The organism is Delftia sp. WSY_22 (genome assembly GCF_043104185.1).
GTDB classification, from domain to species: Bacteria; Pseudomonadota; Gammaproteobacteria; order Burkholderiales; family Burkholderiaceae_C; genus Comamonas; species Comamonas tsuruhatensis.
The window spans coordinates 194,994-219,267 of the sequence record NZ_JBICKN010000017.1; the positions used below are offsets into that span (position 1 = coordinate 194,994).

A 24,274-nucleotide genomic window follows, 5' to 3' on the forward strand; every position below is an offset into this window, starting at 1 on the left:
GGTTGAGCATGGGCCTATTACTCCGGAAGAGCAGGCTCAGCAATAAATGGGCTGGCCAGGACAGCAAAAGGGCCCCCAGGGCCCTTTTTTGCCTGCATGGAGTCAAGCTGCCTCGAAAGGCATGGGAAATCACCGCGAGGCACAAGAGACAAGGCACCAATATGAAATTCAATGATGGGTCGAAAGCTCTGCCAGATGAGATAAGCACAGCCCTGACCATTTCGGAAGCTGGAATGCAAGAGCCTTGTCCATCCTTGTCCATGCTGGAGACCTTGATAAGTCCGGCTACGACTGCGAAGGATATGCAGTGAAAGCCAGGATTTCCTTGGAGGCCTGGCCTGCAGGCCCGCATGGCAGCAGATGCTGCGCAGTAATACGCGGTGGACGCACTGCCAGCGCCAGCGGCATGGTCCGCGAGAGATACCTTTACCGCGCTCTTCCACATGTCCAGCTCGGTCTGGGAGACCTTCGGGCAAGACAGCGCTCAGTCGCACTTTCCCGGACAGCTGCCGGCCGATCGAACCCACACGGGGACCCACAAAAGAAAAGGCCCGCGACTGCGGGCCCTTGATCAGATTCAGATCTCGAAAGCGGTTCGGTCCGCTGCGTCCTTGATCCAGCCGGGAGGCTTGCCCCGGCCGGTCCATGTTGCGCCAGTGGACGGATCACGGTACTTGGCCACACCTGTACCAGCAGGAGACTTGCGCTTACCGGTAGCAAACACGTCTTCCTGGGTCAACTGGAACTGCTGGACCAGTTCACGGACCTTGGCGATGGCACCGCCTTTTTCGGCTTTGAGGACCTCTGCAATGCGAGCCTCGATCTCGGCCTTTTGCTGAAGGAGAGTCTTGTAATCAGATGTCATGGCTTTTTCTTTGGATGCATGCTAGCAAAAACGCATTCTATTCAAAAAATGCTCCGCACCCCAAAGCACAAGCTTTCCACCGCCGTGTGCTGGGACAGAGAAGCCCTTCCGCTTGGCACCCCACAGCCGTGGAGCGAGGCTCCGTGGCCGACGCGGCGGCTGCCCAGATCAATCGCTGCCGCACCTCTGCACACTTGCGCACACCTCTTCGCGCCAAGGAGTCAGCCCCTTGGGCAGCAATGACTTGCCCTCGGCTGCCGCGATGTGGAATGTGGAGATAGTTGCCCCGGCACGTCAAAAGAAACGGTGCTCTCCCCTGCGGCGAGCGATGGCAAAAGCAAGAACGATTCACCGCCCAAACAGGAGTGGCGGATTGATGAGAAGCAACGCAAATAGATCGGGACACTTGACCCATCGCTCTTGGCATGGCGCAGGCCTCGAACGATGCAGCCCCCTCCGAAACCCTGTGGACTGTCTGGCAGCGTCCTTCATGCGCCGGCGCGACCTGAGCTTTCACACGCCCGTCGCCCTGGCTGGCAACCCGACCGCAGATCGGCGTATGCGACTTTGGGAAATGGCAGCAGCCTCTGTGGAACCCGTTCCTACAGCCCTCCAGAATGCGCCAAGCCAGACTGGGACCTTTCCAATCAAGAAGGAATTCCCATGAATCCCAACATCCTCCAGCGCCGCACCTCTCTCGCCATCGTGATGGCCGCCGCACTTTTGGGCGCATGTGCCCAGTCCCAGCCCTCGCCCAACGCGCCGGTCACCGCCGTCATGGGCACGGTCGATCTGAGAGAGCCCATGCCGCTCCCGTCCGATGCCGTGCTGGTTGTGGAGCTGCAGGACACCTCTCGCGCCGATGCCGCCGCCCCCGTGATATCTCAGCAATCCGTGCGGCTTGAAGGCCTCAAGCCCCCGTTCAGCTACAAGCTGCCCGTGGAGCCCAATCGTCTCAATCCTGCGGCGCAATATACGGTGACCTCACGCATCACCCAGGGCAACCAGCTCATCTTCACCAATGACACCGTCCACCCGGTCCTGACCCGTGGAGCAGGCCCGAAGGCCGATATGGTGCTGGTGCGGGTTGCCCCCTGACCTTCCCTAAAAGACAAAGCCCGCAGGACATTCCGGCGGGCTTTATAGCGCAGAGGGCACCAGGCGGCCATCAAGGCATGCCGTTGGCACCATGCGTGCGAAAGCCTGGGCGCTCGCAAAGCCGCTCATAGTACGCCCGGACTGCGGGCAAGTCAGGGCGCTCCATCGGGGCAGACAGCCAGCGGTGGGCAGACAGGCCAAGCACGATGTCGGCAAGGGTGAGTTGCGCGCCTGCAGCAAAGGCGCCTGTGCGCGACAGTTGCTCCTCCAGCATGCGCATGTGGCGATGCCAGTTCGCCATGCTGCTGGCCAGCAGCGCAGGATCCTGATGCTCGGGACTGTTTCTCACCAATCCCATGAAGGCATAGCGCCATGAGTTGTTCAGTTCGGTCGCCTGCCAGTCCATCCATTGCTCGACGCGTGCGCGCTCTGCGGGTGCTGCAGGCAGCAGGTCATGCCGAGCCTGGCGCGCGGCAAGATAGCGGCAAATGGTGTTGGACTCCCACAGCACCAGCGCCCCATCAAGCAGCACGGGAACCATGGCATTCGGGTTGAGTGCAAGAAATCCCGGCTCCTGCGTTGACCGATGGCCCGAACCCCACTCTTCCTGTTCGAACGAGACTCCCAGCTCCACGCAAAGCCACAGCACCTTGCGCACATTGATGGACGATGACTTTCCCAGAATCCTGATCATTCGCAGCCTTATTCGGTTTCGGTGATTTGCAATCCTGCATTGTCCCGTCCAATCCGATGAGGAATGCGGTCAGATTCCCACTGCTGCCGCATGATGCAGACATGCCTCTGGAACAGCTTTCATCCCGCCGAAACCACTCTGGCCCTTCTCCGACCGACACTGACCTGTGGACTGCATACATCGATGCAAGCGCACTGCCCAACCCGGGTCGCATGGCCTTGGGAGCCGTCATCACGGCGCCCGACGGAACACGGCAGCTTCTGTCCCAGGTCTGCCCCGAGCAAGGCTGCAACAACGAAGCCGAGCTGCGGGCCTTGATGGCTGTGCTGCAGACCCTGCTAGGCCTGCAGGCTCGCCGGCTGGCCATCTTCACGGACAGCAGCGTCCTGGTAGAGCAGTTGGCGCCATCGCCCCGCCCCACCAGGCCCATCGTGCGGCTGGCCGACCTTTTCGATCAGGCCCGCGCCATGCTGGCCGAGTTCGAGCATGTGCAACTGCGCTGGATTCCTCGTCACCGCAACACCGAGGCCGACGCGCTGGCCAGAGCGGCCCTTTTGCAGCCGTGACCCTGCGCTTAGCCGCACTCAGGCGGACTGCTGCCTGTCCAGCCGCTTGAGGAACACACCAATCTCCTTGACGACCTGGGCATCTCCCTTTTCCTCAGCACAGGCCAACCCCGTGCTCCACGCTTGCCGAGCCCCCGAAGCATCGTCCAGCGCCAGCAATGCCCGGCCCAGAAGCTTCCATGCCACCGAATAGCCGGGATCGAGTTCAGTGGCGCGCTGCAGGTGCGAGTGCGCCACAGCAGGCGCATCGCCATCAAGATACGCCTTGCCCAACGTGCAGCGCATCAAAGCCGAGTCCTTGCCGGACGCCAGGAGGCCCTCGAGCCTTTGCGTCATTTCGTTCATGGTTTCATCCTTTGGTGGCAATGCATGTTCTCGATCCAGCTGAAATTGCGGTCATGCTACAATCTCGCGGTTGTCTGCGCAGACAATGCTGTATCTCACGCCGGCGCGTCGTGCACTACGACGAAAAAAACAACGGTGACAGCCGCAGAGACGTTCTGCCGTAAAACGATGGTCGCGTAAGAGCCATCGTCCACATCACCCGCAAAAAGCCCGCTTTCAAGCGGGCTTTTTGCATTCCCACTGCATGGCTGGTCTCACGATGGCGTGTGAAAAACAGGATTTACGACTCAGTTGCATGCAACTTCACCCGAGTTAGCTCCGTCAAGCACCTTGTTTCAATTTACACTTGACAACCAGGAAGGACCGGAGGCGCCAGACGCCAGCGCTCTCATTTCAAACTCTTAGCATGTGTCCTTCCTGGATTGATCGCATGGAACGCTCCATTCAGCGCCCCGGCCGCCTCCGCAGCCGGGGCGTTTTTTCTTGACGACGATCGCTCAGGCGCCCTGGCAACAACCGAAACGGGCACAAAGGCAAGTTTTTTCTCAATTCCAGAGAAAAGCACAGGTTTATTTGAGAATGATTCTTGTTTGCGCGTATGATTCAACCCATGCCGCAGCATTCATGGTGTTGCAGCAGTTCAGTTTCATCGTGGGGCGACTCGTCAGGCCAGTTCAGCCTGCAGTCGTTTTTGCCAGCCAGCGGTATGCCGGTTAGCCAGGCTCTTTTTTTAAAGCACGATCATTTCTGGATATTCGATGCATCAGTTGCACTGAGGCAGCGTCCACAGCAGGCGCTTTTTCTTCGCCCCAACACTGCCATCGCGCATCCATCGCGCACCGGCCTGCGACTGCACGCCAAATTTCTCTGAACTCCATCGCATCCAGGCAATGCCCTGGCTGCAGATTTCCTTCGCGCAATGCAACAGGCCCGGCCCGCGCCAAGCGCAAGCCGGGCCTTTCCCGTTGCCGGATCAGGAACCGCGACGGCGCAAACGGATGGCCAGCCCGCCCATCATCAGACTCAGCAGAGCCACAGCCCATTCGCTCAGTGAAGGAATCGCCGCTGGCGTGCCGCCGCCGACCGCCGCAGCAGGCACAACCAGTGCAGAGGGATCTTCCACCCGGCCGTTGGCCACCAGATCGTCATCACCCAGGCCACCATCGCGCAGCACGAAGGAGACGACGCGCCCCTGCAGCGTTGCCGGTATCCGATACCAGTGCTGCGTGGCGTTGTCGCTTGTGCGCCCCCACTTCCAGTACTCGGCACCGCTGGGCAGATCACTGGGATAGGTCAGCTTGACAGTCACGAGCGCACCCGCATCACAGCCATCGGTATTCAGCTTCAGCAGTCCGTGGGGCACCACAGCCCCCGGACGCGGTGTGCCAGGCGCCGCCATGACCTGAGGCGGCTCGGCCAGGCGGCAGTTGATACCGCCGCCGGCGACTTCGCCCGATACCGCCATCTGGCCCGACCCGGTGATGTTGAAGCGGTTGGCCTGGTCCACAGGACCTGCAGCAGCCGCCAGCAACGGATAGCTGGCAGTCACAGCCGCATGGACCCCATCGCTCACGCTCAGCTGCAAGCTGGCCGAACCGGCCACCGATGCCAGATAGACGGCGGAGCGAAATTGCTCCGACACCTGAGCGGGGCTGCCGCGCAACTGTATGCCCGGCTGCGCGGCATCGGCGTCCTCCAGTCCAAGCACCTGCCCGTTGCTGGCAACAATGGACAGCGTCACGACAGGGCTGTCGGCATCTGCCACCTGCACATCGGCCAGATCGGCCGCCTGGCCAACCACCACGGATTGCGCATTGGCGGGCAAGCCACTGAGCGATGGTGCCTGCCCACCGAAATTCAGACCCAGCAAAATCGGATTGTGGTCGCTGGAACGATAGGCCGTCGGCGCATAGAAGCCGGCCTGCTGGTCCAGCGACTTGAACTCGAGGTTGTAGTCCAGGACTTCAGGCTCCTCGGCATTGATGGCCCACTTGACCGCGCGCCCCACGCTCGGCTGCAGGCTGGCACTTACCAGCACATGGTCCAGCGAGCCCCACATTCCATCGAACGCATAGGACAGGCCCTGAGACACCTTGGCGTAGCCGCCATCCTCCAGCGCCTTGATGGGGTCCTCCTTCGAGTACGCATTGAAATCCCCGACCAGCACCACATGCGGGCTGGTCGTGCCTGTGGGCCGGGTTGCCAGCCAACTGCTCAGTTGCTCGGACGTCTTCACACGCGCGGCGTTGTTGGCGCCCTGGCCGTCAAGCGCGTCTGCATTGCCCGGGCTACTGAGCACACTGCCCTTGGATTTGAAGTGATTCACCACCAGCGTGAACTGCTCCGTGCTGCCGCCTACCGCAAAAGTCTGTGCAATCGGTACGCGTGCTCCGCCTACGCCTGGGTTGAAGGCGTCGTAGGTGGTGACGCTGGGTGCCGCTGCGCTGCCCACCGGCGTGACACGATCGCTGCGATAGAGGATGGCCACGGTGATCGCATCCGTGCCAGCACCCGCCACCGTACCTGAAGCCTCGCTGAAAGGCGCCTTGACCACTGCATATACGGCGCCGGCAGGCTTGTCCGCACTCGCGTTCAAGGCGTCGGCCAGATCCTGGATGGCGCTGCCCGGGCCAAAGCCGTTGTTCTGCACCTCCATCAGGCCATACACATCGGCGCCCAGCCCCAGCAGATTGGCCACGATCTTGGCGCGCTGCCTGTCCAGCTCGGCAATGCTGTTGGCACCACGAATGCCCTGCTGATTGCCCAGGGGCGTGCTGAACATCACCTGGGAAGAGCCGCTGGTGGCGCCCGTCAGGTTGAAGAAATTGAGCACGTTGGCCGAGGCAATCTTGAGCGATGCCGCCCCCACAGCCTGCTGCAACTGAGCAGCCGAGGGACGCGCCGCCCCCGAGAACTGCGGCGTCTGCGTGGGCTGTACGCGGTAGCTGGTCAGATACGGCTCGCTGGCAGCTGCATCCGAGAACTGATCGAGCACGCCGATGACACGGTCCACGCCATCGCCGGCACGCAGCGTGTTGGAGGCCGACAGAGACTGTCCGCCGCGGCCCGGCACAGAGGCGGGATTCTGTGCGCCCGAGCGATCATCCAGAATGATCTGGCTGCGCTGCAATGTCTGCACATAGGCGGCATAGCCCGTCACGCTGGGCGCATTGAGTTCGGTGTACTGCGCCAGCGGCGCGTCGGCAGACAGCGTGACATTGCCGTAGCGGCCCAGCGTGCGGTTGTCGCTCACCACCAGCTTGCCGCCCGCAGTGGCGGACGCGACCTCCACACGCATCCCCTCCAGACGCTCCCACTGCCCCATGTCGCTGACAGGCAGCGTGACGCGCACGGGCTCCGGCAAGGCGGCCGCGCCACGGACCACGAAGTCCGTGACGGCGCTGAGCTGGGTCTGGTTGCGAAACTCGCTCACCGAGGCGGAGACCTGCACCAGCTTGCCTACAGTGCCCTCATCCACCCCGGGATTCGCATTGCCGTAATAGACGAAGACGCCCTCCGAGGTGGCAGCATCGCCATCGGAATCCGCCTCCTCCTCCTGCACGAAGAAGCCACTCAACCCTGGCATATAGGCCGTTACCACGGCGCTCACTGTCACCTTCTGCCCCACCAGGGGAGACTGGTCGCCGGAACCCTGGAGTGCAGAAATTCTGGTGATGGGCGGCTCATCCCCCGTCGTGAAGCCCAGCGCCGTGCCGGTCCACACATTGCCCGAGGTATCCAACACCGGCTCGCCCACGGGAACCAGGCTGTAGGACGTATTGACCGCCAGCCGCACACCGGCGTTGAGCGTGATGGTCGAGCCACTGAATTTCACCTTCGCCGCATCGCCAGCCTGCAGCATTGCCACCACGGTGCTGCCCTGGCGCAGTTCGAAGCTGCCGCTACCGGGTTTCACCGCCTCATCAAAGCTCAGCTTGATTTCGGGATTCAGCGCCACCCCGGTTGCCGCCGCAGCAGGAATGGTGGCCTGCACAGTGGGTGGCGTGGTATCGGGCAGTGCCAGGGCGATGGAGACATCGTCAACGGCCAGGCCGTGATCGTTGCCCACATCATTGAGTTCGACCCAACGCAGCCACAACGTGGCCCCTGGCGCCCAGCCCAGACCGCGCAGATCGCCGCCCACATCATTCACCCGTCCGGCCACATTGCCATCCACCGGGGCGGCAGTACCGGTAGCGATCGGCGATTTCCAATTGAAATTCGCACCGGCAGGCAGCCATTCAGGCACATCGGCAAAGGTCGCGCCCATGCCGTACTCCAGCTCCATGGGCTGCTCGGAGGTGTTGCCGCCATTGCGCCATTGCTCGCCACTGAATCGCAGGCTGATCCCATCCACCGCGCCGCCCGTGTCATTGCGCATCGCCAGCGCAATCCAGCCGGCCACGGCACCCTGGGAGGGGCTGCCAAAGTAAGCTCCACCCGATGCCACGCCACCCAATGCACGGTCCGCATCCAGCCCCAGGCTGTAGAAGCTGCCGGCATTGGACGCGCCATTGCCTGCCGCATATGCAGTGATGGCCGCCAGGCTCCTGTTAAAGAGAAACCAGCCCGGCAGGGTGCTGTCATTGGCCCAGGCCAGCCCCGTCCCGGACGCGGCCAGGGTGTCGAAATTCTGCGCATAGGTGCCAGTGAAAGGAACCTGCGCCCATACGCCGGCGGAGGCCGAAAGAAGCAGGCCTGCACCATACAGACGCCAACGATGGCGCTGCAGCGGCGGACTCATCGGATTGGCCGGGTTGAACACAAACGGAATCAGCGTGCGGGCAATGGACATGGATGTGCAATAAAAAAATAATGCGCATCCCCCCGTGGTTGCGCAACTTTCGGTTTATCGCGCATGGACATGACCAGCCTGTGACTCGGCGGATGCTCCCGCGTCCTACGCGCAGACTGGCCGCTCACCCATCTGCCACTCCCCACACGGCATGCATCATTGCACCCAGTTTCTGAATCGTTTCATTGCCGGCCCTGGGGCATTTCCTCCTCCCTCCCTCTCATTCCCCCAGGAAGCCTTCAAAAAGGCACCGGCTCTTTCTTTCTAGGCCAGCGCAAGCCGCTGGCCTTTTTCTTGGGCGCGCCTCGTCGCCACAACCATCCTCGTCACCCGTCTTGAACGCGCCACGTCGCTGGTGGCTTTTCGTGCGTCCGCACACTCCCACACTCTTTTTCTTACTCATAACTTACAAAAAATTCATTCCCGTGATATACACGCGCATCTCCCACTGAAAATCATCATCGCCATGACATCCGACTACAGGGCCCTGCTGCAACAAAAAGCCGATCTTGAGAAAAAGATCGACGCTCTGATCAAGCACGCAAGAACGGATGCGATCACTGAAGCAAAGGCCATGGTGCAGCAATATGGCCTGACGAAAGAGGATGTCTTCCCCTCCGCCAGGATCAAACCTCGCACGACCGGTCAGCGCAGCGTGGGCGAACCCAAATTCCGCAACCCCGAAACCGGCGCAACCTGGACAGGCCGCGGAAAGCCGCCCAAGTGGATAGAAGGCAAGGACCGCGCAAGCCTCGCCATCTGATCGCCAGCCATATTCAGGCGCGATGCCATACCATGTGCTTCCATCACCAGGAGGAAGCACACATGAGCAAACAGAACTCGGACACACTGTTGGCTGCAGAACTGGCCGACCACTTCATAGAAGTCATTTTGTCGACCAAGCCCGAATTGCTGGTGTCGGGCATCGGCGGAGTGGCAGACCTGCACCACATACAGCACGGAGCCAAGGCCCTGGCACATTTCCGCCTGACGCTGATCCAGGAACTGTCCCAGCAGCCCATGCCCGACATGAACAGCCACTGAGGCGGGCGCGAGGCAACGAACAGGCAAGAAAAAACCGCCACACACTGAGGTCTTCAGTGTGTGGCGGTGTCTTGGATGGTGGAGCTGGCGGGAATTGAACCCGCGTCCGCAAGCCTTCGCCGGGCAGATCTACATGTTTAGCGTTCTGTTTTGAGTCTCGCCTCCCGAGTCGCGCAGGCGCACGCTACCCGGGATGCCAGCTTCCTTGGATCTTGCCACGTACTAAGAAGCCCAGCACGCAGCCAGCTGATGTGAATTCCCTTGCAGCCGGGAGGTATTGCTACCCCCTTGCCCAGCCCATCAGCGTGCTGTTGCAAGGCTCACCGGATTTAAGCGGCGAGTGCGAAACGTTCGTCGTTTGCAGTTAGTTTTTTGAATGGAGATTTACGAGCGTCAATCAAGCTCGACATGCACCACACCGGTCCCGAACCCACGTCGAAACCAGGACAGCCCCAAGGCTCCTATCTTAGCCTCTTTCCAGCAGTTTCAAGAGCTCCAGCGGAGAATTGATTTGCGCATCCGCCTGCCAGTGCAGCGTATCGCCGGCTGCGCCAAGGTAGCCGTAGCAAGCCGCCACGGTCTTCATGCCTGCGGCCTTGCCTGCAACGATGTCGCGCTCGTCGTCACCGACATAGACAAAACTCTCGGGAGGAAGGCCGATACGCGCGGCAGCCTCCAGCAAGGGTGCAGGATGGGGCTTTGCATGGGGCGTGGTGTCGCCGCTGACGACGGCTGACGCAGTTGCGAACAGCGGCATCTGTTGCGTCAGCGGATCGGTAAAGCGCATGGACTTGTTCGTGACCACGCCCCAGGGCATGGACACAGCCTGGAGTCGTGCAATCAGTTCCTCGACACCCTCGAACGCATAGGTGCGCTCTGTCATGCATTGCTCGTAGTTGCGGAAGAACTCCTCGCGCATCTGCGCAAACTCGGGCGAGTCGGGCGTGAGCCCGAACCCCACCCCCAGCATGCCCCGCGCCCCCGCGCCCGCCATGGGTCGATATCGCTCATAGGGAATTGAAGGCATACCCCGATCCGTACGCATCCTGTCTGCGGCTGCACCCAGGTCTGGTGCACTGTCGATCAAGGTGCCGTCCAGATCGAACAGCACGGCTCGGACTTCTTTCCACATGCGGCTTACCCTTCGGCCCGGCGCGTGGCCAGCATGTAGTTCACAGATGTGTCTGCACTGAGCCAGTAGCGCCCTGTGATGGGGTTGTGCTGCAGGCCCTTGCTGGCCTGCAGATCAAGGCCAGCCTGACGGGCGAACATGGCGAGTTCGCTGGGCTGGATCAGTTTCGCGTACTCATGCGTTCCCTTGGGAATCATCTTGAGCAGGTATTCTGCCGCGACGATGGCCAGACCGAAGGCCTTTGCACTGCGGTTGATCGTGGAGAAGAACACCCAGCCGCCAGGCTTGACCAGCTCAGCACAGGCCGATACCACGGAGGCGGGATCGGGCACATGCTCCAGCATCTCCATGCAGGTCACCACATCAAAGGAACCAGGCTGCTCCTGGGCCAGACGCTCCACACTCACTTCGTGGTAGTGAATGTTGGGCGTACCCGTCTCCAGTGCATGCAGCTGGGCCACGCGCAATGCCTTGGTGGCCAGATCGATGCCAACCACTTCGCGCGCACCCTTGCGCGCCATGGAGTCGGCAAGGATGCCGCCGCCACACCCGACATCCAGAATTCTGCGCCCCTTCAAGGGAACTTGCGCATCGATCCAGTCCAGCCGCAGCGGATTGATCTGATGCAGGGGTTTGAACTCACTTTCCGGGTCCCACCAGCGATGGGCCAGGCTGGAGAATTTCTCCAACTCCGCCGGGTCGGCGTTGAGGTTGATTGCGTTGCTCATGGCGTCGATTGTCGGCGATTGCGGCGACCGTTCAGCCATAAAAAAAGCCCCGTTGCCGGGGCTTTTGCGAGAAGCAATCGAAAGATTACTGGGCGGCGCGGGTGCCGACCACTTCGATTTCCACGCGACGGTTCTTCGCGCGGCCTTCCTTGGTCTTGTTGTCGGCGATAGGCTGCTTTTCGCCCTTGCCTTCGGTGTAGACGCGGTTCTTTTCGATGCCCTTGGACACCAGGTAAGCCTTCACAGCTTCAGCGCGGCGAACCGACAGCTTCTGGTTGTAGGCGTCAGAGCCAACGGAGTCGGTGTGACCCACGGCGATGACCACTTCCAGGTTGATGCCCTTGACCTTGGAGGCCAGGTCGTCCAGCTTGGCCTTGCCTTCGGGCTTCAGAACCGACTTGTCGAAGTCGAAGAAAGCGTCGGCAGAGAAGGTCACCTTGGAGGCCACGGCCGGAGCGGGTGCCGGTGCGGGTGCGGGAGTTGCCGGAGCGGGCGTTGCGGCGGGAGCCACAGCGGCGGCCACAGGCTTCAGAGCGCCGTCGCAGTCAGCAGCTGCAGTGGCGGGCGTCCAGTTGGCATCGCGCCAGCACAGTTCGTTCGTGCCGTTCTTCCACACCAGTTCGCTGGTGCCGTTTTGCCAGTTGTCGATGGTCTTGCCACCGTCAGCAGCCTTCACTTGTGCGCCAGCGGCCGTTGCGAGGGCGGCAGAGGCAAACAACATCGCCACTTTGTTCAGTTTCTTCATGGTTCTCCTCTTGGGGAAAAAGCCGCAGCAGGGCTGCGAATCTGTGGACGTCATCAGTGACCATCACCAAAAACGTTGAATTGATTGTGCCATACGTCACATGCAGACGGACCGCCAAGCGGGGGCCAACAAGTAGGACAGCGGCGGAATTCCAGGGTTATGTTGCTCGGCTGCTACACGTCATTCGACCTAAAATGGGCCTTTTCCCGCCGTCAGAGTATCGCCACACATGACCCAGTTTGCTAAAGAAACCCTGCCCATCAGCCTCGAAGAGGAGATGCGTCGCAGCTATCTCGATTACGCAATGAGCGTGATCGTGGGCCGGGCGCTGCCCGATGCGCGAGATGGTCTCAAGCCTGTGCATCGGCGCGTGCTTTTTGCCATGCACGAGCTCAACAACGACTGGAACCGGCCGTACAAGAAGTCGGCGCGTATCGTCGGCGATGTGATAGGTAAATACCACCCGCACGGCGACAGTGCGGTGTACGACACCATCGTGCGCATGGCGCAGGATTTCTCGCTGCGCCACATGCTGGTGGACGGTCAGGGCAACTTCGGTTCGGTGGACGGGGACAGCGCGGCGGCGATGCGTTACACCGAAATCCGCCTGTCCAAGATTGCCCATGAAATGCTGGGCGATATCGACAAGGAAACGGTCGATTACGGCCCGAACTACGACGGCAGCGAGCGCGAGCCGCTGGTGCTGCCTGCGCGGCTGCCCAATCTGCTGGTCAACGGTTCCTCGGGCATTGCCGTGGGCATGGCCACCAATATTCCACCGCACAACCTCAACGAGGTGGTGGACGCCTGCCTGCACCTGCTGCAGACACCCCAGGCCACCATCGACGAGCTGATGGAGATCATCCCCGCGCCCGACTTCCCGACGGCCGGCATCATCTATGGCATCAACGGTGTCAAGGAGGGCTATCGCACGGGTCGCGGACGCGTGGTGATGCGTGCCAAGTGCCACTTCGAGGACATCGACCGCGGCCAGCGCCAGGCCATCATCGTCGATGAGCTGCCCTACCAGGTCAACAAGAAGACGCTGCAGGAGCGCATGGCCGAGCTGGTGCACGAAAAGAAGATCGAGGGCATCAGCCACATCCAGGACGAGTCCGACAAGTCGGGCATGCGCCTGGTGATCGAGCTCAAGCGCGGCGAAGTGCCCGAGGTCGTGCTCAACAACCTGTACAAGCTGACCCAGCTGCAAGACACCTTCGGCATGAACATGGTGGCGCTGGTCGATGGCCAGCCCAAGCTGTGCAATCTGAAGGATCTGGTCGAGGTCTTCCTGCAGCACCGCCGCGAAGTGGTCACGCGCCGCACGGTCTATGAACTGCGCAAGGCGCGCGAGCGCGGCCATGTGCTGGAAGGCCTGGCGGTCGCGCTGGCCAACATCGACGACTTCATCGCCATCATCCGCAACGCGCCCACGCCACCTGTGGCCAAGGCCGAGCTGATGACGCGCAACTGGGACAGCAAGCTGGTGCGCGAGATGCTGACGCGCACCCGTACCGATGGCGGCGTGGTCAATGCCGACGACTACCGCCCCGATGGCCTGGAGCGCGAATTCGGCATGCAGGCCGATGGCCTGTACCGCCTGTCCGAGACCCAGGCCCAGGAAATCCTGCAGATGCGCCTGCAGCGCCTGACCGGCCTGGAGCAGGACAAGATCGTCGCCGAGTACAAGGACGTGATGTCCGTCATCGAGGACCTGCTGGACATCCTGTCCAAGCCCGAGCGCGTGTCGGCCATCATTGGCGACGAGCTCAAGCAGATCAAGGCCGAGTTCGGACAGAGCAAGGTCGGCGCCCGCCGCAGCACGGTCGAGTACAGCGCGCAGGACCTGTCCACCGAGGACCTGATAACGCCCACCGACATGGTGGTCACGCTCAGCCACACGGGCTACATCAAGAGCCAGCCGCTGTCCGAGTACCGCTCGCAAAAGCGCGGCGGGCGCGGCAAGCAGGCCACGGCCACCAAGGAAGACGACTGGATCGACCAGCTGTTCATCGCCAACACGCACGACTACCTGCTGTGCTTCTCCAACCGCGGCCGCCTGTACTGGCTCAAGGTCTGGGAAGTGCCGGCGGGCTCGCGCGGTTCGCGTGGCCGCCCCATCGTCAACATGTTCCCTCTGCAGGATGGCGAGAAGATCAACGTGGTGCTGCCGCTGACGGGCGAGTACCGCAGCTTCCCGGCCGACCACTATGTGTTCATGTCCACCAGCATGGGCACCGTGAAGAAGACGGCGCTGGACGAGTTCTCCAACCCGCGCAAGGCCGGCATCATCGCCGTGGGCCTGGACGAGGGCGATTTCCTGATCGGCGCAGCCCTCACCGACGGCAAGCATGACGTGATGCTGTTCAGCGACGGCGGCAAGGCCGTTCGATTCGACGAAAACGACGTGCGCCCCATGGGCCGCAATGCGCGTGGCGTCAAGGGCATGACCCTGGAAGAGGGCCAGAGCGTGATCGCGATGCTGGTGGCCGAGGACGAATCGCAAAGCGTGCTCACGGCCACGGAAAACGGCTACGGCAAGCGCACCTCCATCGTCGAGTACACGCGCCATGGCCGAGGCACCAAGGGCATGATTGCCATCCAGCAGTCCGAGCGCAACGGCAAGGTGGTCGCCGCCACCCTGGTCCACGCCGATGACGAAATCATGCTGATCACCGACACTGGCGTGCTGGTGCGTACCCGGGTGTCGGAAATCCGCGAACTGGGCCGAGCCACCCAGGGCGTGACGCTGATCTCGCTGGACGAAGGCGCCAAGCTGGGCGGCCTGCAGCGCATCGTCGAAAACGATGCCAACGAAGTCGAGGGCGAGGCCACGGGCGAGGAAGCCCCGGGCGGCGACGAAGCCGCTGCCGAAGGCACGGGCGAGCCCGCCTGATGACCCGGCCGCCGCTGGGGCTGCCTCCCACACCGGGAGTGCAGCCGTAGCGGCGGCCCAGATTTTTGACAGTTGCAGGCCCCGCCCGAACTGGCGCCTGCGCGTGACTTGACAGTGAACTCCATGAACCGCCCTTACAACTTCTCCGCCGGCCCTGCCGCCATTCCCGCCGAAGTGCTGCAGCAGGCAGCCGCCGAAATGCTCGACTGGCACGGGTCCGGCATGAGCGTGATGGAGATGAGCCACCGCGGCAAGGAGTTCATCTCCATCTACGAACAGGCCGAGGCCGATCTGCGCGAGCTGCTGGCCGTGCCGCCCGAATTCAAGATTCTGTTCATGCAGGGTGGCGGCCTGGCCGAGAACGCCATTGTTCCGCTGAACCTGTCGCGCGCCGGCACGGTGGACTTCGTGCTCAGCGGCAGCTGGAGCCAGAAGTCGGCCAAGGAAGCACGCAAGTACGTAGCCGATGCACACATCGCAGCCAGCGGCGAGGACAGCCAATTCACCACCCTGCCCGCCCCTGAAAGCTGGCAACTGAGCCGTGGCGCCAGCTACGTGCACATCTGCAGCAACGAAACCATCCATGGCGTGGAGTTCCAGGAACTGCCCGACCTGAAGGCGCTGGGCTGCGATGCTCCGCTGGTGGTGGATTTCTCCTCGCACGTGGCCTCGCGCCCCGTCGATTGGAGCCGCGTGGGCCTGGCGTTCGGCGGTGCGCAAAAGAACCTGGGCCCGGCCGGCCTGACCCTGGTCATCGTGCGTGAGGACCTGCTGGGCCACGCCCTGCCCGCCTGCCCTTCGGCCTTCGACTACAAGACCGTGGCCGACAACCAGTCGATGTACAACACGCCGCCCACCTGGGGCATCTACATCGCGGGCCTGACCTTCCAGTGGATCAAGCGCCAGACCGAAGGCGGCCTGACCGGCGTGGCGGCCCTGCAGGCGCGCAATATCGCCAAGGCCGACCTGTTCTACCAGTACGTGGACCAGTCCTCGTTCTACGTGAACAAGGTCGCTGCCAATTGCCGCTCGCGCATGAACATCCCTTTCTTCCTGCGCGACGAGTCGCGCAATGACGCCTTCATGGCCGGAGCCCGGGAACGCGGCCTGCTGCAGCTCAAGGGCCACAAGTCCGTCGGCGGCATGCGTGCCAGCATCTACAACGCCATGCCCATCGCTGGCGTGCAGGCGCTGGTGGAGTACATGCGCGATTTCGAACAGCGCAACGCCTGACCGACCACACCCCTTCCATGAGCACCCCACCCCAAGCCTCTCCCGATCTGGCGCATCTGCGCGTGCAGATCGACGATATCGACCAGCAACTGCTGGATCTGCTGAACCGACGCGCCCGCGTGGCCGAGCAGGTCGGCGAGGTCAAGAAGCGGGAAGGCACGCCCTTCTTCCGCCCTGACCGCGTGGCCCAGGTCATCCAGAAGATCGAGTCCGCCAACCCCGGCCCGCTCAAGAACGCCCATGTCTCGGCGATCTGGCGCGAGATCATGTCGGCCTGCCTGGCTCTGGAGTCACCCCAGCGCGTGGCCGTGCTGGGCCCGGCGGGCACGTTCTGCGAGGAAGCGGCCATCCAGTATTTCGGCGGCGCGGCCGACCTGATGTACTGCAACAGCTTCGACGAGGTGTTCCACGCCACGGCCGCGGGCAGCGCGCAGTACGGAGTGGTGGGCGTGGAGAACTCCAACGAAGGCGTGGTCACGCGCTCGCTGGACATGTTCCTGCATACGCCCTGCCACGTGGTGGGAGAGGTCAGCCTGCTGGTGCGCCACAACCTGCTGCGCAGCACCAACACGACCGAAGGCATCAAGGTGGTTGCGGCTCACCCCCAGGCCCTGGCCCAATGTCAGGGCTGGCTGTCCAAGCATCTGCCGCATGCCGAACGCCGCCCGGTGTCCAGCAACGCCGAAGGCGCCCGCCTGGCGGCGCTGCACCCCGACATCGCCGGCCTGGCCAGCGAACGCGCGGCCCAGCAATTCGGCCTGCACGTGGTGGCGCATGCCATTCAGGACGATGCCTACAACCGCACGCGCTTCGCCGTCATCTGCCTGCCGCACACGCTGGCGACGCCCGCACCCAGCGGGCAGGATTGCACCAGCATCATCATCTCCGTGCCCAACCGTCCCGGCGCCGTGCATGACCTGCTGGTACCGCTCAAGCGGCACGGCGTTTCCATGACGCGCTTCGAATCGCGCCCCGCACGCACGGGCCAGTGGGAGTACTACTTCTACATCGACCTCGAAGGTCACCCGGCCCAGCCCAACGTGGCCAGCGCGCTGCAGGAGCTGCGCGAGCTGTGCGCCTTCTACAAGGTGCTGGGCACCTATCCGGTCTCCAAGTGATGCAGCCGTTCGAACAACTGGGGTTGATCGGCTGCGGCCTCATGGGCGGCTCGTTCGCGCTGGCGCTCAAGCAGGCCGGGCTGGTCAAGCGTGTCGTGGGCTACAGCAAATCCCCGTCCACCACCGAGCGCGCACGCCAGATGGGCGTCATCGATGTGGAGGCACCCTCGGCCCTGCTGGCCGCCGCCGGCGCAGACCTGGTGCTGCTGGCGGTGCCCGTGGCGGCTACCGAGGCCACGCTCAAGTCCATCAAGCACCTGGTCACGCCCGGGATGATGATCATGGACGTGGGCTCCACCAAGGTCGATGTGGTGCATGCCGCCCGCTCGGCATTGCGCGACCAGCTCGGCTCCTTCGTGCCGGCCCATCCCATTGCGGGCAAGGAAGTCTCGGGCGTCGAGCATTCCGACCCCCAGCTGTACAAGGGCGCACAGGTCATCCTGACGCCCACGGAACGCACACTGACCGAGCACCTGCAAAAGGCCCAGTCCCTGTGGGAGCTGCTGGGCTGCCGCGTGCGCGCCATGTCGCCAGAAGCCCACGACAGCGCCTTTGCCACGGTCAGCCACCTGCCGCATCTGCTGGCCTTCGCCATGATGCAAAGTGTGATCACCCAGCCCGATTCCGATGAGGTGCTGTCCCTGGCCGGCCCCGGCTTCCGTGACTTCACGCGCATTGCAGCAGGCGACCCCAAGATGTGGCGCGATGTGCTGCTGGCCAACAGCGAACAGGTGCTGGCGCAGTCGCGCCAGTTCCAGCAGGCGCTGCAGCAACTCGAATGCCTGATCCAGGCCGGCGACGGCCAAGGCCTGGAAGACCACCTGACCCTGGCCAGCGCGGCGCGTGCCCACTGGCGCATGGGCGTACCGCGCCGCTGACGCGCAACGCCGGCCGCGCTCCAAGCGCCCCCGAGCGCATCTGTGGATTGCGGCCAGCGCGGCCGCAATGCCTTCCGACAGCCTGTTTGCCTCCGAATTGCCATGTTCAGTACCGCCTTCCTCGATATCCCCCCTCTTTCCCGCGCTCAGGGCACGGTGAGCCTGCCAGGCTCCAAGAGCATCTCGAACCGCGTGCTGCTGCTGGCAGCGCTGAGCCAGGGAACGACCGTGGTCCACGACCTGCTTGACTCGGACGACACGCGCGTCATGCTCCGGGCCCTGCAGCAACTGGGCTGCACGGTGGAGCCCACCGCCATCACCCTCGGCCAGCCTGTGCGCATCACCGGCCTGGGCGGCGTCCTGCCCTCCGGCGCCAGCGCCGAGCTGTTCATGGGCAACGCCGGCACGGCCATGCGGCCGCTGACGGCTGCCCTGTCCGTGCTGGGCGGCGACTTCCAACTCAGCGGCGTGCCGCGCATGCATGAGCGCCCCATCGGCGATCTGGTCGATGCGCTGCGCCAGCTCGGCTGCCGCATCGACTATCTGGGCAACGAGGGCTTTCCTCCGCTGCACATCCGCCAGCCCGATCTCTCGCAGCTGCCGCACAGCCCCATCCAGGTGCGTGGCGATGTCTCCAGCCAGTTCCTGACCTCGCTGCTGATGGCGCTGCCGCTGCTGGCCACCACGCGCGACATCACCATCGAAGTCGTGGGCGAGCTGATCTCCAAGCCCTACATCCATATCACGCTGGAGTTGCTGGCCCGCTTCGGCATCGCCGTGCACAACGAGAACTGGCAGCGCTTCACCATCCCGGCCGGCAGTCGCTACCGCTCGCCGGGCGAGATCCATGTCGAGGCAGACGCCTCGTCGGCGAGCTACTTCATCGCACTGGGCGCCATCGCCTCGGACAGCGCCGAAGGCATCCGCATCCTCGGCGTGGGACTGGATTCCATCCAGGGCGATATCCGCTTTGTCGAAGCCGCGCGCGCAATGGGCGCCGAGGTGGAGGGAGGCCCGAACTGGCTGCGCATACGCCGTGGCGCCTGGCCGCTCAAGGCCATCGACCTGGACTGCAACCACATCCCCGATGCCGCCATGACGCTGGCCGTCATGGCCCTGTATGCCGATGGCACGACCACGCTGCGCAACATCGCAAGCTGGCGCGTCAAGGAGACCGACCGCATCGCGGCCATGACCAAGGAGCTGCGCAAGCTGGGCGCCGAAGTCGAGGAAGGCGCGGACTTCATCCGCGTCACACCACCCGCATCCACCGCCGCATGGCGCGCGGCCAGCATCCACACCTACGACGATCACCGCGTGGCCATGTGCTTCTCGCTGGCGGCCTTCAACCCGGCCGCCCTGCCGGTGCGCATCGAAGACCCCAAGTGCGTCGCCAAAACCTTCCCCGACTACTTCGAGGCCCTGTTCTCGGTCTGCGAGACGGCCCGTGCGTGCATCCCCGTGATCTGCATCGATGGCCCCACCGCCTCCGGCAAAGGAACCATCGCCGCCGAGGTGGCCGAGGCCCTGGGATACCACCTGCTGGACTCGGGCGCGCTGTACCGCCTCACAGGACTGGCCGCGTCGCGGGCCGGCATGGTGCTGGACGAATCCCACGCCCCGCAGATTGCCGCGCTGGCGCGCGCGCTGCCCGTGCGCTTTGATGCCGAGCAGCGCATCTGGCTGGGCGACGAGGATGTCACCCTGATCCTGCGCAGCGAGGAGTCGGGCATGAACGCCTCGCGCGTCTCGGCCCTGCCGGCCGTGCGCGATGCACTGGTGGACCTGCAGCTGTCCTTCCAGCAGCTGCCGGGGCTGGTCGCCGACGGCCGCGACATGGGCACGGTGATCTTTCCCCATGCTCCCCTCAAGGTCTATTTGTCGGCCTCCGCCGCCTGTCGCGCCGAGCGCCGGCATAAGCAGTTGATTTCCAAAGGAATTGCCGCTAACATAAGCGCCCTTCGGGCAGACCTTGAAGCACGCGATGCGCGGGACATGAACCGCAGCGTTGCACCCCTCAAGCCCGCCCAGGATTCCATGCTGCTTGACAGCTCCGAGCTTTCCATCGAAGAGGTGGCAGAGCAGGTGCTTTCATGGTGGCAGGAACGCCAGCCGTTCGGCCGCGACTGATTGCCAGTTGCGCCGCACGGTCGGCAACCCGCCCTTAGGGCCCAGACATGGCGGCACCGCCCCGTGTACGGCCCGAGGTTCATAGACTCCAACCCCGTGGTTGAACCCACAACACCTCCGCAAACAGTCCTAGAAACGCTTGGCAATGGTGCCAACGGAAACCTGTTTGCGGGCAAGGAAATACATGTCTGAATCTTTTGCCTCCCTGTTTGAAGAATCGCTGCAACGCACGGAAATGCGTCCTGGCGAGGTCATCACCGCTGAAGTCGTGCGCGTCGAGCACAACTTCGTCGTCGTGAACGCTGGCCTGAAGTCGGAAGCCTATGTGCCGATCGACGAATTCAAGAACGACCAGGGAGAAATCGAAGTCCAGGTGGGCGACTTTGTGTCGGTCGCCATCGGCTCGATCGAAAACGGCTACGGCGACACCATCCTGTCGCGCGACACCGCCAAGCGCCTGGCCTCGTGGCTGGCTCTGGAAAAGGCCCTGGAATCGGGCGAATTCGTGACCGGCACGACCTCCGGCAAGGTCAAGGGCGGCCTGACGGTGCTGGTCAACGGCATCCGCGCCTTCCTGCCCGGTTCGCTGATCGACACCCGTCCGATCAAGGACCTGACTCCGTACGAAAACAAGACGATGGAGTTCAAGGTCATCAAGCTGGACCGCAAGCGCAACAACGTGGTGCTGAGCCGCCGCGCCGTTGTCGAAGCCTCGATGGGCGAAGAGCGCGCCAAGCTGATGGAGACGCTGAAGGAAGGCGCCATCGTTCAAGGCGTGGTCAAGAACATCACCGAATACGGTGCGTTCGTGGACCTGGGCGGCATCGACGGCCTGCTGCACATCACCGACATGGCATGGCGCCGCGTGCGTCATCCCTCGGAAGTCGTGCAGGCTGGCCAGGAAATCACTGCCAAGATCCTCAAGTTCGACACCGAGAAGAACCGTGTCTCGCTGGGTCTGAAGCAAATGGGCGACGACCCGTGGATGGGCGTTTCGCGCCGCTATCCCTCGAGCACCCGCCTGTTCGGCAAGGTCACGAACATTGCCGACTACGGCGCGTTCGTCGAGCTGGAACCCGGCATCGAAGGCCTGGTGCACGTCTCCGAAATGGACTGGACCAACAAGAACATTGCTCCGACCAAGCTCGTGACCCTGGGTGACGAAGTCGAAGTCATGGTGCTGGAGATCGACGAAGACAAGCGTCGCATCTCGCTGGGCATGAAGCAGTGCAAGGCCAACCCCTGGCAAGAGTTCGCGCAGAACACCAAGCGCGGCGACCGCGTCAAGGGCCCGATCAAGTCGATCACCGACTTCGGCGTGTTCGTGGGTCTGGCTGCCGGCATCGACGGCCTGGTGCACCTGTCCGACCTGTCCTGGAACGAGCCCGGCGAAGCTGCCGTGCGCAACTACAAGAAGGGCCAGGAAGTCGAAGCCATCGTGCTGGCCGTGGACGTCGAGCGCGAGCGCATCTCCCTGGGCATCAAGCAGCTGGACAGCGATCCCTTCACGACCTTCGTGACCGTGAACGACAAGGGCCAGATCGTGTCGGGCAAGGTCAAGACGGTGGACGCACGTGGTGCTGAAATCGACCTGGGCGAAGACATCGTCGGCTACCTGCGCGCTTCGGAAATCGCCGTTGACCGCGTGGAAGATGCCCGCTCGGTGCTGAAGGAAGGCGACGAGATCACCGCCGTGGTGGTCAATGTGGATCGCAAGACCCGCAACATCCAGCTGTCGATCAAGGCCAAGGACCAGGTTGACCAGCAAGAAGCCATGGCTTCCCTGTCCGCCCAGTCGGCCAAGGAAAACGCCGGCACGACCAGCCTGGGCGCCCTGCTGCGCGCCAAGCTGGACAACTCCGACAAGTAATCAGCAGCCAGTCTGCTGACCGCTGAAGGTCGGATGCGACGGGTGCCTCCGGGCGCCCGTCGCCATTTCAACCCCTGATTCCTATCCTTGATGACCCGATCCGATCTCGTCGAAGAACTCGCAGCACGCTTTGGCCAACTGAGCCAGCGCGACGCCGAGCAGGCCGTCAAGACGATTCTTGACGCCGTCAGCGATGCCCTGGTGCGCGGCCATCGCATCGAAATCCGCGGCTTTGGAAGTTTCTCGGTCAACCACCGCCCGCCCCGCATGGGCCGCAATCCCCGCAGCGGCGAGGCCGTCCACATTCCGTCCAAGCGCGTGCCGCACTTCAAGCCCGGCAAGGCCCTGCGCGAAGCCGTGGACCTGCGCCCTGGCGCGGCGCCCGACACGGTTGCCGCCAGCTCCGCAGGCACCGGCCCTGCCGCCTGAAAGCCGGCTTGCCGGCTGCGCGCACTGCAGCCGTCGTCACCGCCAGGCTCTAGAATCGTTCCCGTCACACAAGGGAACACATGAAGTACTTCCTGTGGCTGCTCAAGGCGGCCATTTTTTTTACGCTGTTCGCCTTCGCACTGAACAACCAGCAGGACGCGACGGTGCACTTCTTCTTCGGCACCTCCTGGACTGCGCCGCTGGTACTGGTGGTGCTGGCGGCCTTCGCCCTGGGCCTGATCGTGGGCGTGCTGGGCATGGTGCCGCGCTGGCTCAAGCACCGCAATGCCGCGCGCTCGACCCAGGCCCCCGCGCCTGCAGCCGAAGGAGCGGCGCCAACCACGGCGCCCAAGGCGCCCCCCTCCCCCATCCTGCCGGGCGACGTGCATGGAATTTGATCTGAGCTGGATACTGCTGGGCCTGCCCGTGGCCTTCGTGCTGGGCTGGCTGGCCTCGCGCTGGGACCTGCGGCAGATCCGCGCCGAAAACCGCCAGGCACCCAAGGCCTACTTCAAGGGATTGAACTTCCTGCTCAACGAGCAGCAGGACAAGGCCATCGACGCCTTCATCGAAGCCGTGCAGAACGACCCCGACACCTCGGAGCTGCACTTCGCCCTGGGCAATCTCTTTCGCCGCCGCGGCGAATACAACCGCGCCGTGCGCGTGCATGAGCACCTGCTGTCGCGCGGCGACCTCAGCCGCGTGGACCGCGACCGCGCCCAGCACGCGCTGGCCCAGGACTTTCTGAAGGCAGGCCTGCTCGATCGCGCCGAGGACGCGCTGCGCCGCCTGGAAGGCACGGCCTTCGAGGCCGAGGCCCGCCTGGCCCTGCTGGCCATCTACGAGCGCTCGCGCGACTGGACACAGGCCGCCGCCATTGCTCGCCGCATGCAGGATGCCAACCAGGGGGACTTCAGTGGCCGGCTGGCGCACTACCTGTGCGAAGACGCCCAGTCCTTGCTCACGCAGGGCCAGCAGGCCGAGGCGCTGCAGCGGCTGCAGCAAGCCATCACCACAGCACCCCAGGCTGCGCGACCGCGCCTGGAGCATGCCCAGTTGCAGCATCGCATGGGGCAATCGGCCCAGGCCTTGCAAACGCTGGAAAGCCTGGCCGAGCAGTCCCCCGCCGCGCTGCCGCTGGCAGCCCAGTTGCTGGTGGACATCGCCGCCGCCACAGGCCAACGCCAGCATGTCCACCAGCTGCTCAGCCAGCAATACGCCCAGGCACCTTCGCTGGACCTGCTGCAGGCGTTGGTTGCGCTGGACGCTCAAATTGAAGAACAGCGCACCGATGGTGAAACCAAGGCACCGGGACGCGCCCGCCTGGTCCAGCATCTGGACCGGGAACCTTCCCTGGTGGCTGCTGCGCAGTGGCTGGCTGGCGAGAAACTGTCCGAGGAGCAATACCACCCAGCCGTGCAACGCGCGCTGGACCACGCCGCCAAACCGCTGACCCGCTATCGCTGCGCGGCCTGCGGCTTCGAGGCTCGCCAGCATTTCTGGCACTGCCCCGGCTGCCAGAGCTGGGACAGCTACCCGGCCCGGCGCGTCGAGGAGCTGTGATGGGTTGGGGTGGCGAAAGGCGGCCTTATCCCCGGCACCGCGTCACCCCCATTGGCAAACACGGCATGGCCAGTGTATTTTCAGAGTATTCCTAGAAACCGCCCTGGAGGGCGCGTGGCCATTGGCTTTGGGCGCGTTCGGCCGT

21 protein-coding genes and 1 other RNA gene are annotated in these 24,274 nt (G+C 63.5%); 14 read left to right on the forward strand and 8 right to left on the reverse strand.

Annotated features, from left to right (window positions below; translation table 11 throughout):
* Positions 1–577: 577 nt before the first annotated feature.
* Entirely contained in the window at positions 578–865 is a 288-nt protein-coding gene (locus tag ACF8NF_RS09565) for an H-NS histone family protein (protein WP_016449500.1), read from the reverse strand.
* 663 nt (positions 866–1,528) lie between these two features.
* Here ACF8NF_RS09565 and ACF8NF_RS09570 point away from each other — a divergent pair.
* Positions 1,529–1,963, forward strand: a complete 435-nt coding sequence (locus tag ACF8NF_RS09570) for a YbaY family lipoprotein (RefSeq protein ID WP_016449501.1) — start codon at positions 1,529–1,531, stop codon at positions 1,961–1,963.
* A gap of 70 nt (positions 1,964–2,033) precedes the next feature.
* Here the strand turns inward: ACF8NF_RS09570 and ACF8NF_RS09575 are convergent, their stop codons facing one another.
* A complete protein-coding gene (locus ACF8NF_RS09575) occupies positions 2,034–2,657 on the reverse strand; it encodes a glutathione S-transferase family protein (protein WP_016453322.1) in 624 nt (207 codons plus the stop codon).
* A gap of 101 nt (positions 2,658–2,758) precedes the next feature.
* Between ACF8NF_RS09575 and ACF8NF_RS09580 the strand changes: the two genes are divergently transcribed.
* A complete protein-coding gene (locus ACF8NF_RS09580) occupies positions 2,759–3,223 on the forward strand; it encodes a ribonuclease HI family protein (RefSeq protein WP_080649851.1) in 465 nt (154 codons plus the stop codon).
* 18 nt (positions 3,224–3,241) lie between these two features.
* On the opposite strand, the gene ACF8NF_RS09585 is transcribed toward ACF8NF_RS09580, so the two are convergent.
* On the reverse strand, positions 3,242–3,568 hold the full coding sequence (locus ACF8NF_RS09585) for a tetratricopeptide repeat protein (RefSeq protein WP_017406945.1): 327 nt from the start codon (positions 3,566–3,568) through the stop codon (positions 3,242–3,244).
* A gap of 610 nt (positions 3,569–4,178) precedes the next feature.
* Here ACF8NF_RS09585 and ACF8NF_RS09590 point away from each other — a divergent pair.
* Positions 4,179–4,439: a hypothetical protein gene (locus ACF8NF_RS09590; protein ID WP_392450508.1), complete on the forward strand. Its 261-nt coding sequence runs from the start codon at positions 4,179–4,181 to the stop codon at positions 4,437–4,439.
* Between the two features lie 102 nt (positions 4,440–4,541).
* Here ACF8NF_RS09590 and ACF8NF_RS09595 read toward each other — a convergent pair whose 3' ends face one another.
* Complete coding sequence (locus ACF8NF_RS09595; RefSeq protein WP_392450509.1) at positions 4,542–8,363, reverse strand: ExeM/NucH family extracellular endonuclease; 3,822 nt, start codon at positions 8,361–8,363, stop codon at positions 4,542–4,544.
* 466 nt (positions 8,364–8,829) lie between these two features.
* Between ACF8NF_RS09595 and ACF8NF_RS09600 the strand changes: the two genes are divergently transcribed.
* Entirely contained in the window at positions 8,830–9,126 is a 297-nt protein-coding gene (locus ACF8NF_RS09600; RefSeq protein ID WP_212645496.1) for an H-NS histone family protein, read from the forward strand.
* Positions 9,127–9,188: 62 nt separating this feature from the next.
* Positions 9,189–9,407 carry a hypothetical protein gene (locus ACF8NF_RS09605; RefSeq protein ID WP_047326836.1) on the forward strand — a complete coding sequence of 73 codons (219 nt, stop codon included), beginning with the start codon at positions 9,189–9,191 and terminating at the stop codon, positions 9,405–9,407.
* A 76-nt stretch (positions 9,408–9,483) separates the two neighbouring features.
* Here ACF8NF_RS09605 and ssrA read toward each other — a convergent pair.
* The 4 genes from ssrA to ompA all read right to left on the reverse strand — a co-directional run bounded on the left by ssrA (position 9,484) and on the right by ompA (position 12,012).
* Positions 9,484–9,861, reverse strand: a transfer-messenger RNA (tmRNA) gene (ssrA, locus tag ACF8NF_RS09610).
* 12 nt (positions 9,862–9,873) lie between these two features.
* A complete protein-coding gene (locus tag ACF8NF_RS09615) occupies positions 9,874–10,539 on the reverse strand; it encodes an HAD-IA family hydrolase (protein ID WP_016449508.1) in 666 nt (221 codons plus the stop codon).
* Positions 10,540–10,544: 5 nt separating this feature from the next.
* The gene (ubiG, locus tag ACF8NF_RS09620; protein ID WP_017406940.1) at positions 10,545–11,267 is read right to left on the reverse strand and encodes a bifunctional 2-polyprenyl-6-hydroxyphenol methylase/3-demethylubiquinol 3-O-methyltransferase UbiG; all 723 of its coding nucleotides are present in this window, start codon (positions 11,265–11,267) and stop codon (positions 10,545–10,547) included.
* Positions 11,268–11,352: 85 nt separating this feature from the next.
* Positions 11,353–12,012, reverse strand: coding sequence for an outer membrane protein OmpA (ompA, locus tag ACF8NF_RS09625; RefSeq protein WP_016449510.1), 660 nt, complete (start codon positions 12,010–12,012; stop codon positions 11,353–11,355).
* A gap of 229 nt (positions 12,013–12,241) precedes the next feature.
* Between ompA and gyrA the strand changes: the two genes are divergently transcribed.
* The 9 genes from gyrA to lapB all read left to right on the forward strand — a co-directional run bounded on the left by gyrA (position 12,242) and on the right by lapB (position 24,129).
* The gene (gene gyrA, locus ACF8NF_RS09630) at positions 12,242–14,908 is read left to right on the forward strand and encodes a DNA gyrase subunit A (protein ID WP_046238042.1); all 2,667 of its coding nucleotides are present in this window, start codon (positions 12,242–12,244) and stop codon (positions 14,906–14,908) included.
* Between the two features lie 123 nt (positions 14,909–15,031).
* Entirely contained in the window at positions 15,032–16,141 is a 1,110-nt protein-coding gene (gene serC, locus ACF8NF_RS09635) for a 3-phosphoserine/phosphohydroxythreonine transaminase (RefSeq protein ID WP_277848737.1), read from the forward strand.
* A gap of 17 nt (positions 16,142–16,158) precedes the next feature.
* Positions 16,159–17,259: a prephenate dehydratase gene (pheA, locus tag ACF8NF_RS09640; protein WP_016454364.1), complete on the forward strand. Its 1,101-nt coding sequence runs from the start codon at positions 16,159–16,161 to the stop codon at positions 17,257–17,259.
* Positions 17,259–18,137, forward strand: coding sequence for a prephenate dehydrogenase/arogenate dehydrogenase family protein (locus tag ACF8NF_RS09645; RefSeq protein ID WP_016449514.1), 879 nt, complete (start codon positions 17,259–17,261; stop codon positions 18,135–18,137). The genes pheA and ACF8NF_RS09645 overlap by 1 nt, the downstream gene beginning before the upstream one ends.
* Positions 18,138–18,239: 102 nt before the next feature.
* Positions 18,240–20,267, forward strand: a complete 2,028-nt coding sequence (locus tag ACF8NF_RS09650) for a bifunctional 3-phosphoshikimate 1-carboxyvinyltransferase/cytidylate kinase (RefSeq protein ID WP_392450510.1) — start codon at positions 18,240–18,242, stop codon at positions 20,265–20,267.
* Between the two features lie 145 nt (positions 20,268–20,412).
* Positions 20,413–22,137, forward strand: coding sequence for a 30S ribosomal protein S1 (rpsA, locus tag ACF8NF_RS09655; protein ID WP_255247313.1), 1,725 nt, complete (start codon positions 20,413–20,415; stop codon positions 22,135–22,137).
* 90 nt (positions 22,138–22,227) lie between these two features.
* A complete protein-coding gene (locus ACF8NF_RS09660; RefSeq protein ID WP_017404723.1) occupies positions 22,228–22,566 on the forward strand; it encodes an integration host factor subunit beta in 339 nt (112 codons plus the stop codon).
* 80 nt (positions 22,567–22,646) lie between these two features.
* Positions 22,647–22,964: a lipopolysaccharide assembly LapA domain-containing protein gene (locus tag ACF8NF_RS09665; protein WP_160852240.1), complete on the forward strand. Its 318-nt coding sequence runs from the start codon at positions 22,647–22,649 to the stop codon at positions 22,962–22,964.
* Complete coding sequence (gene lapB, locus ACF8NF_RS09670) at positions 22,954–24,129, forward strand: lipopolysaccharide assembly protein LapB (protein ID WP_392450511.1); 1,176 nt, start codon at positions 22,954–22,956, stop codon at positions 24,127–24,129. The genes ACF8NF_RS09665 and lapB overlap by 11 nt, the downstream gene beginning before the upstream one ends.
* Positions 24,130–24,274 lie beyond the last annotated feature (145 nt).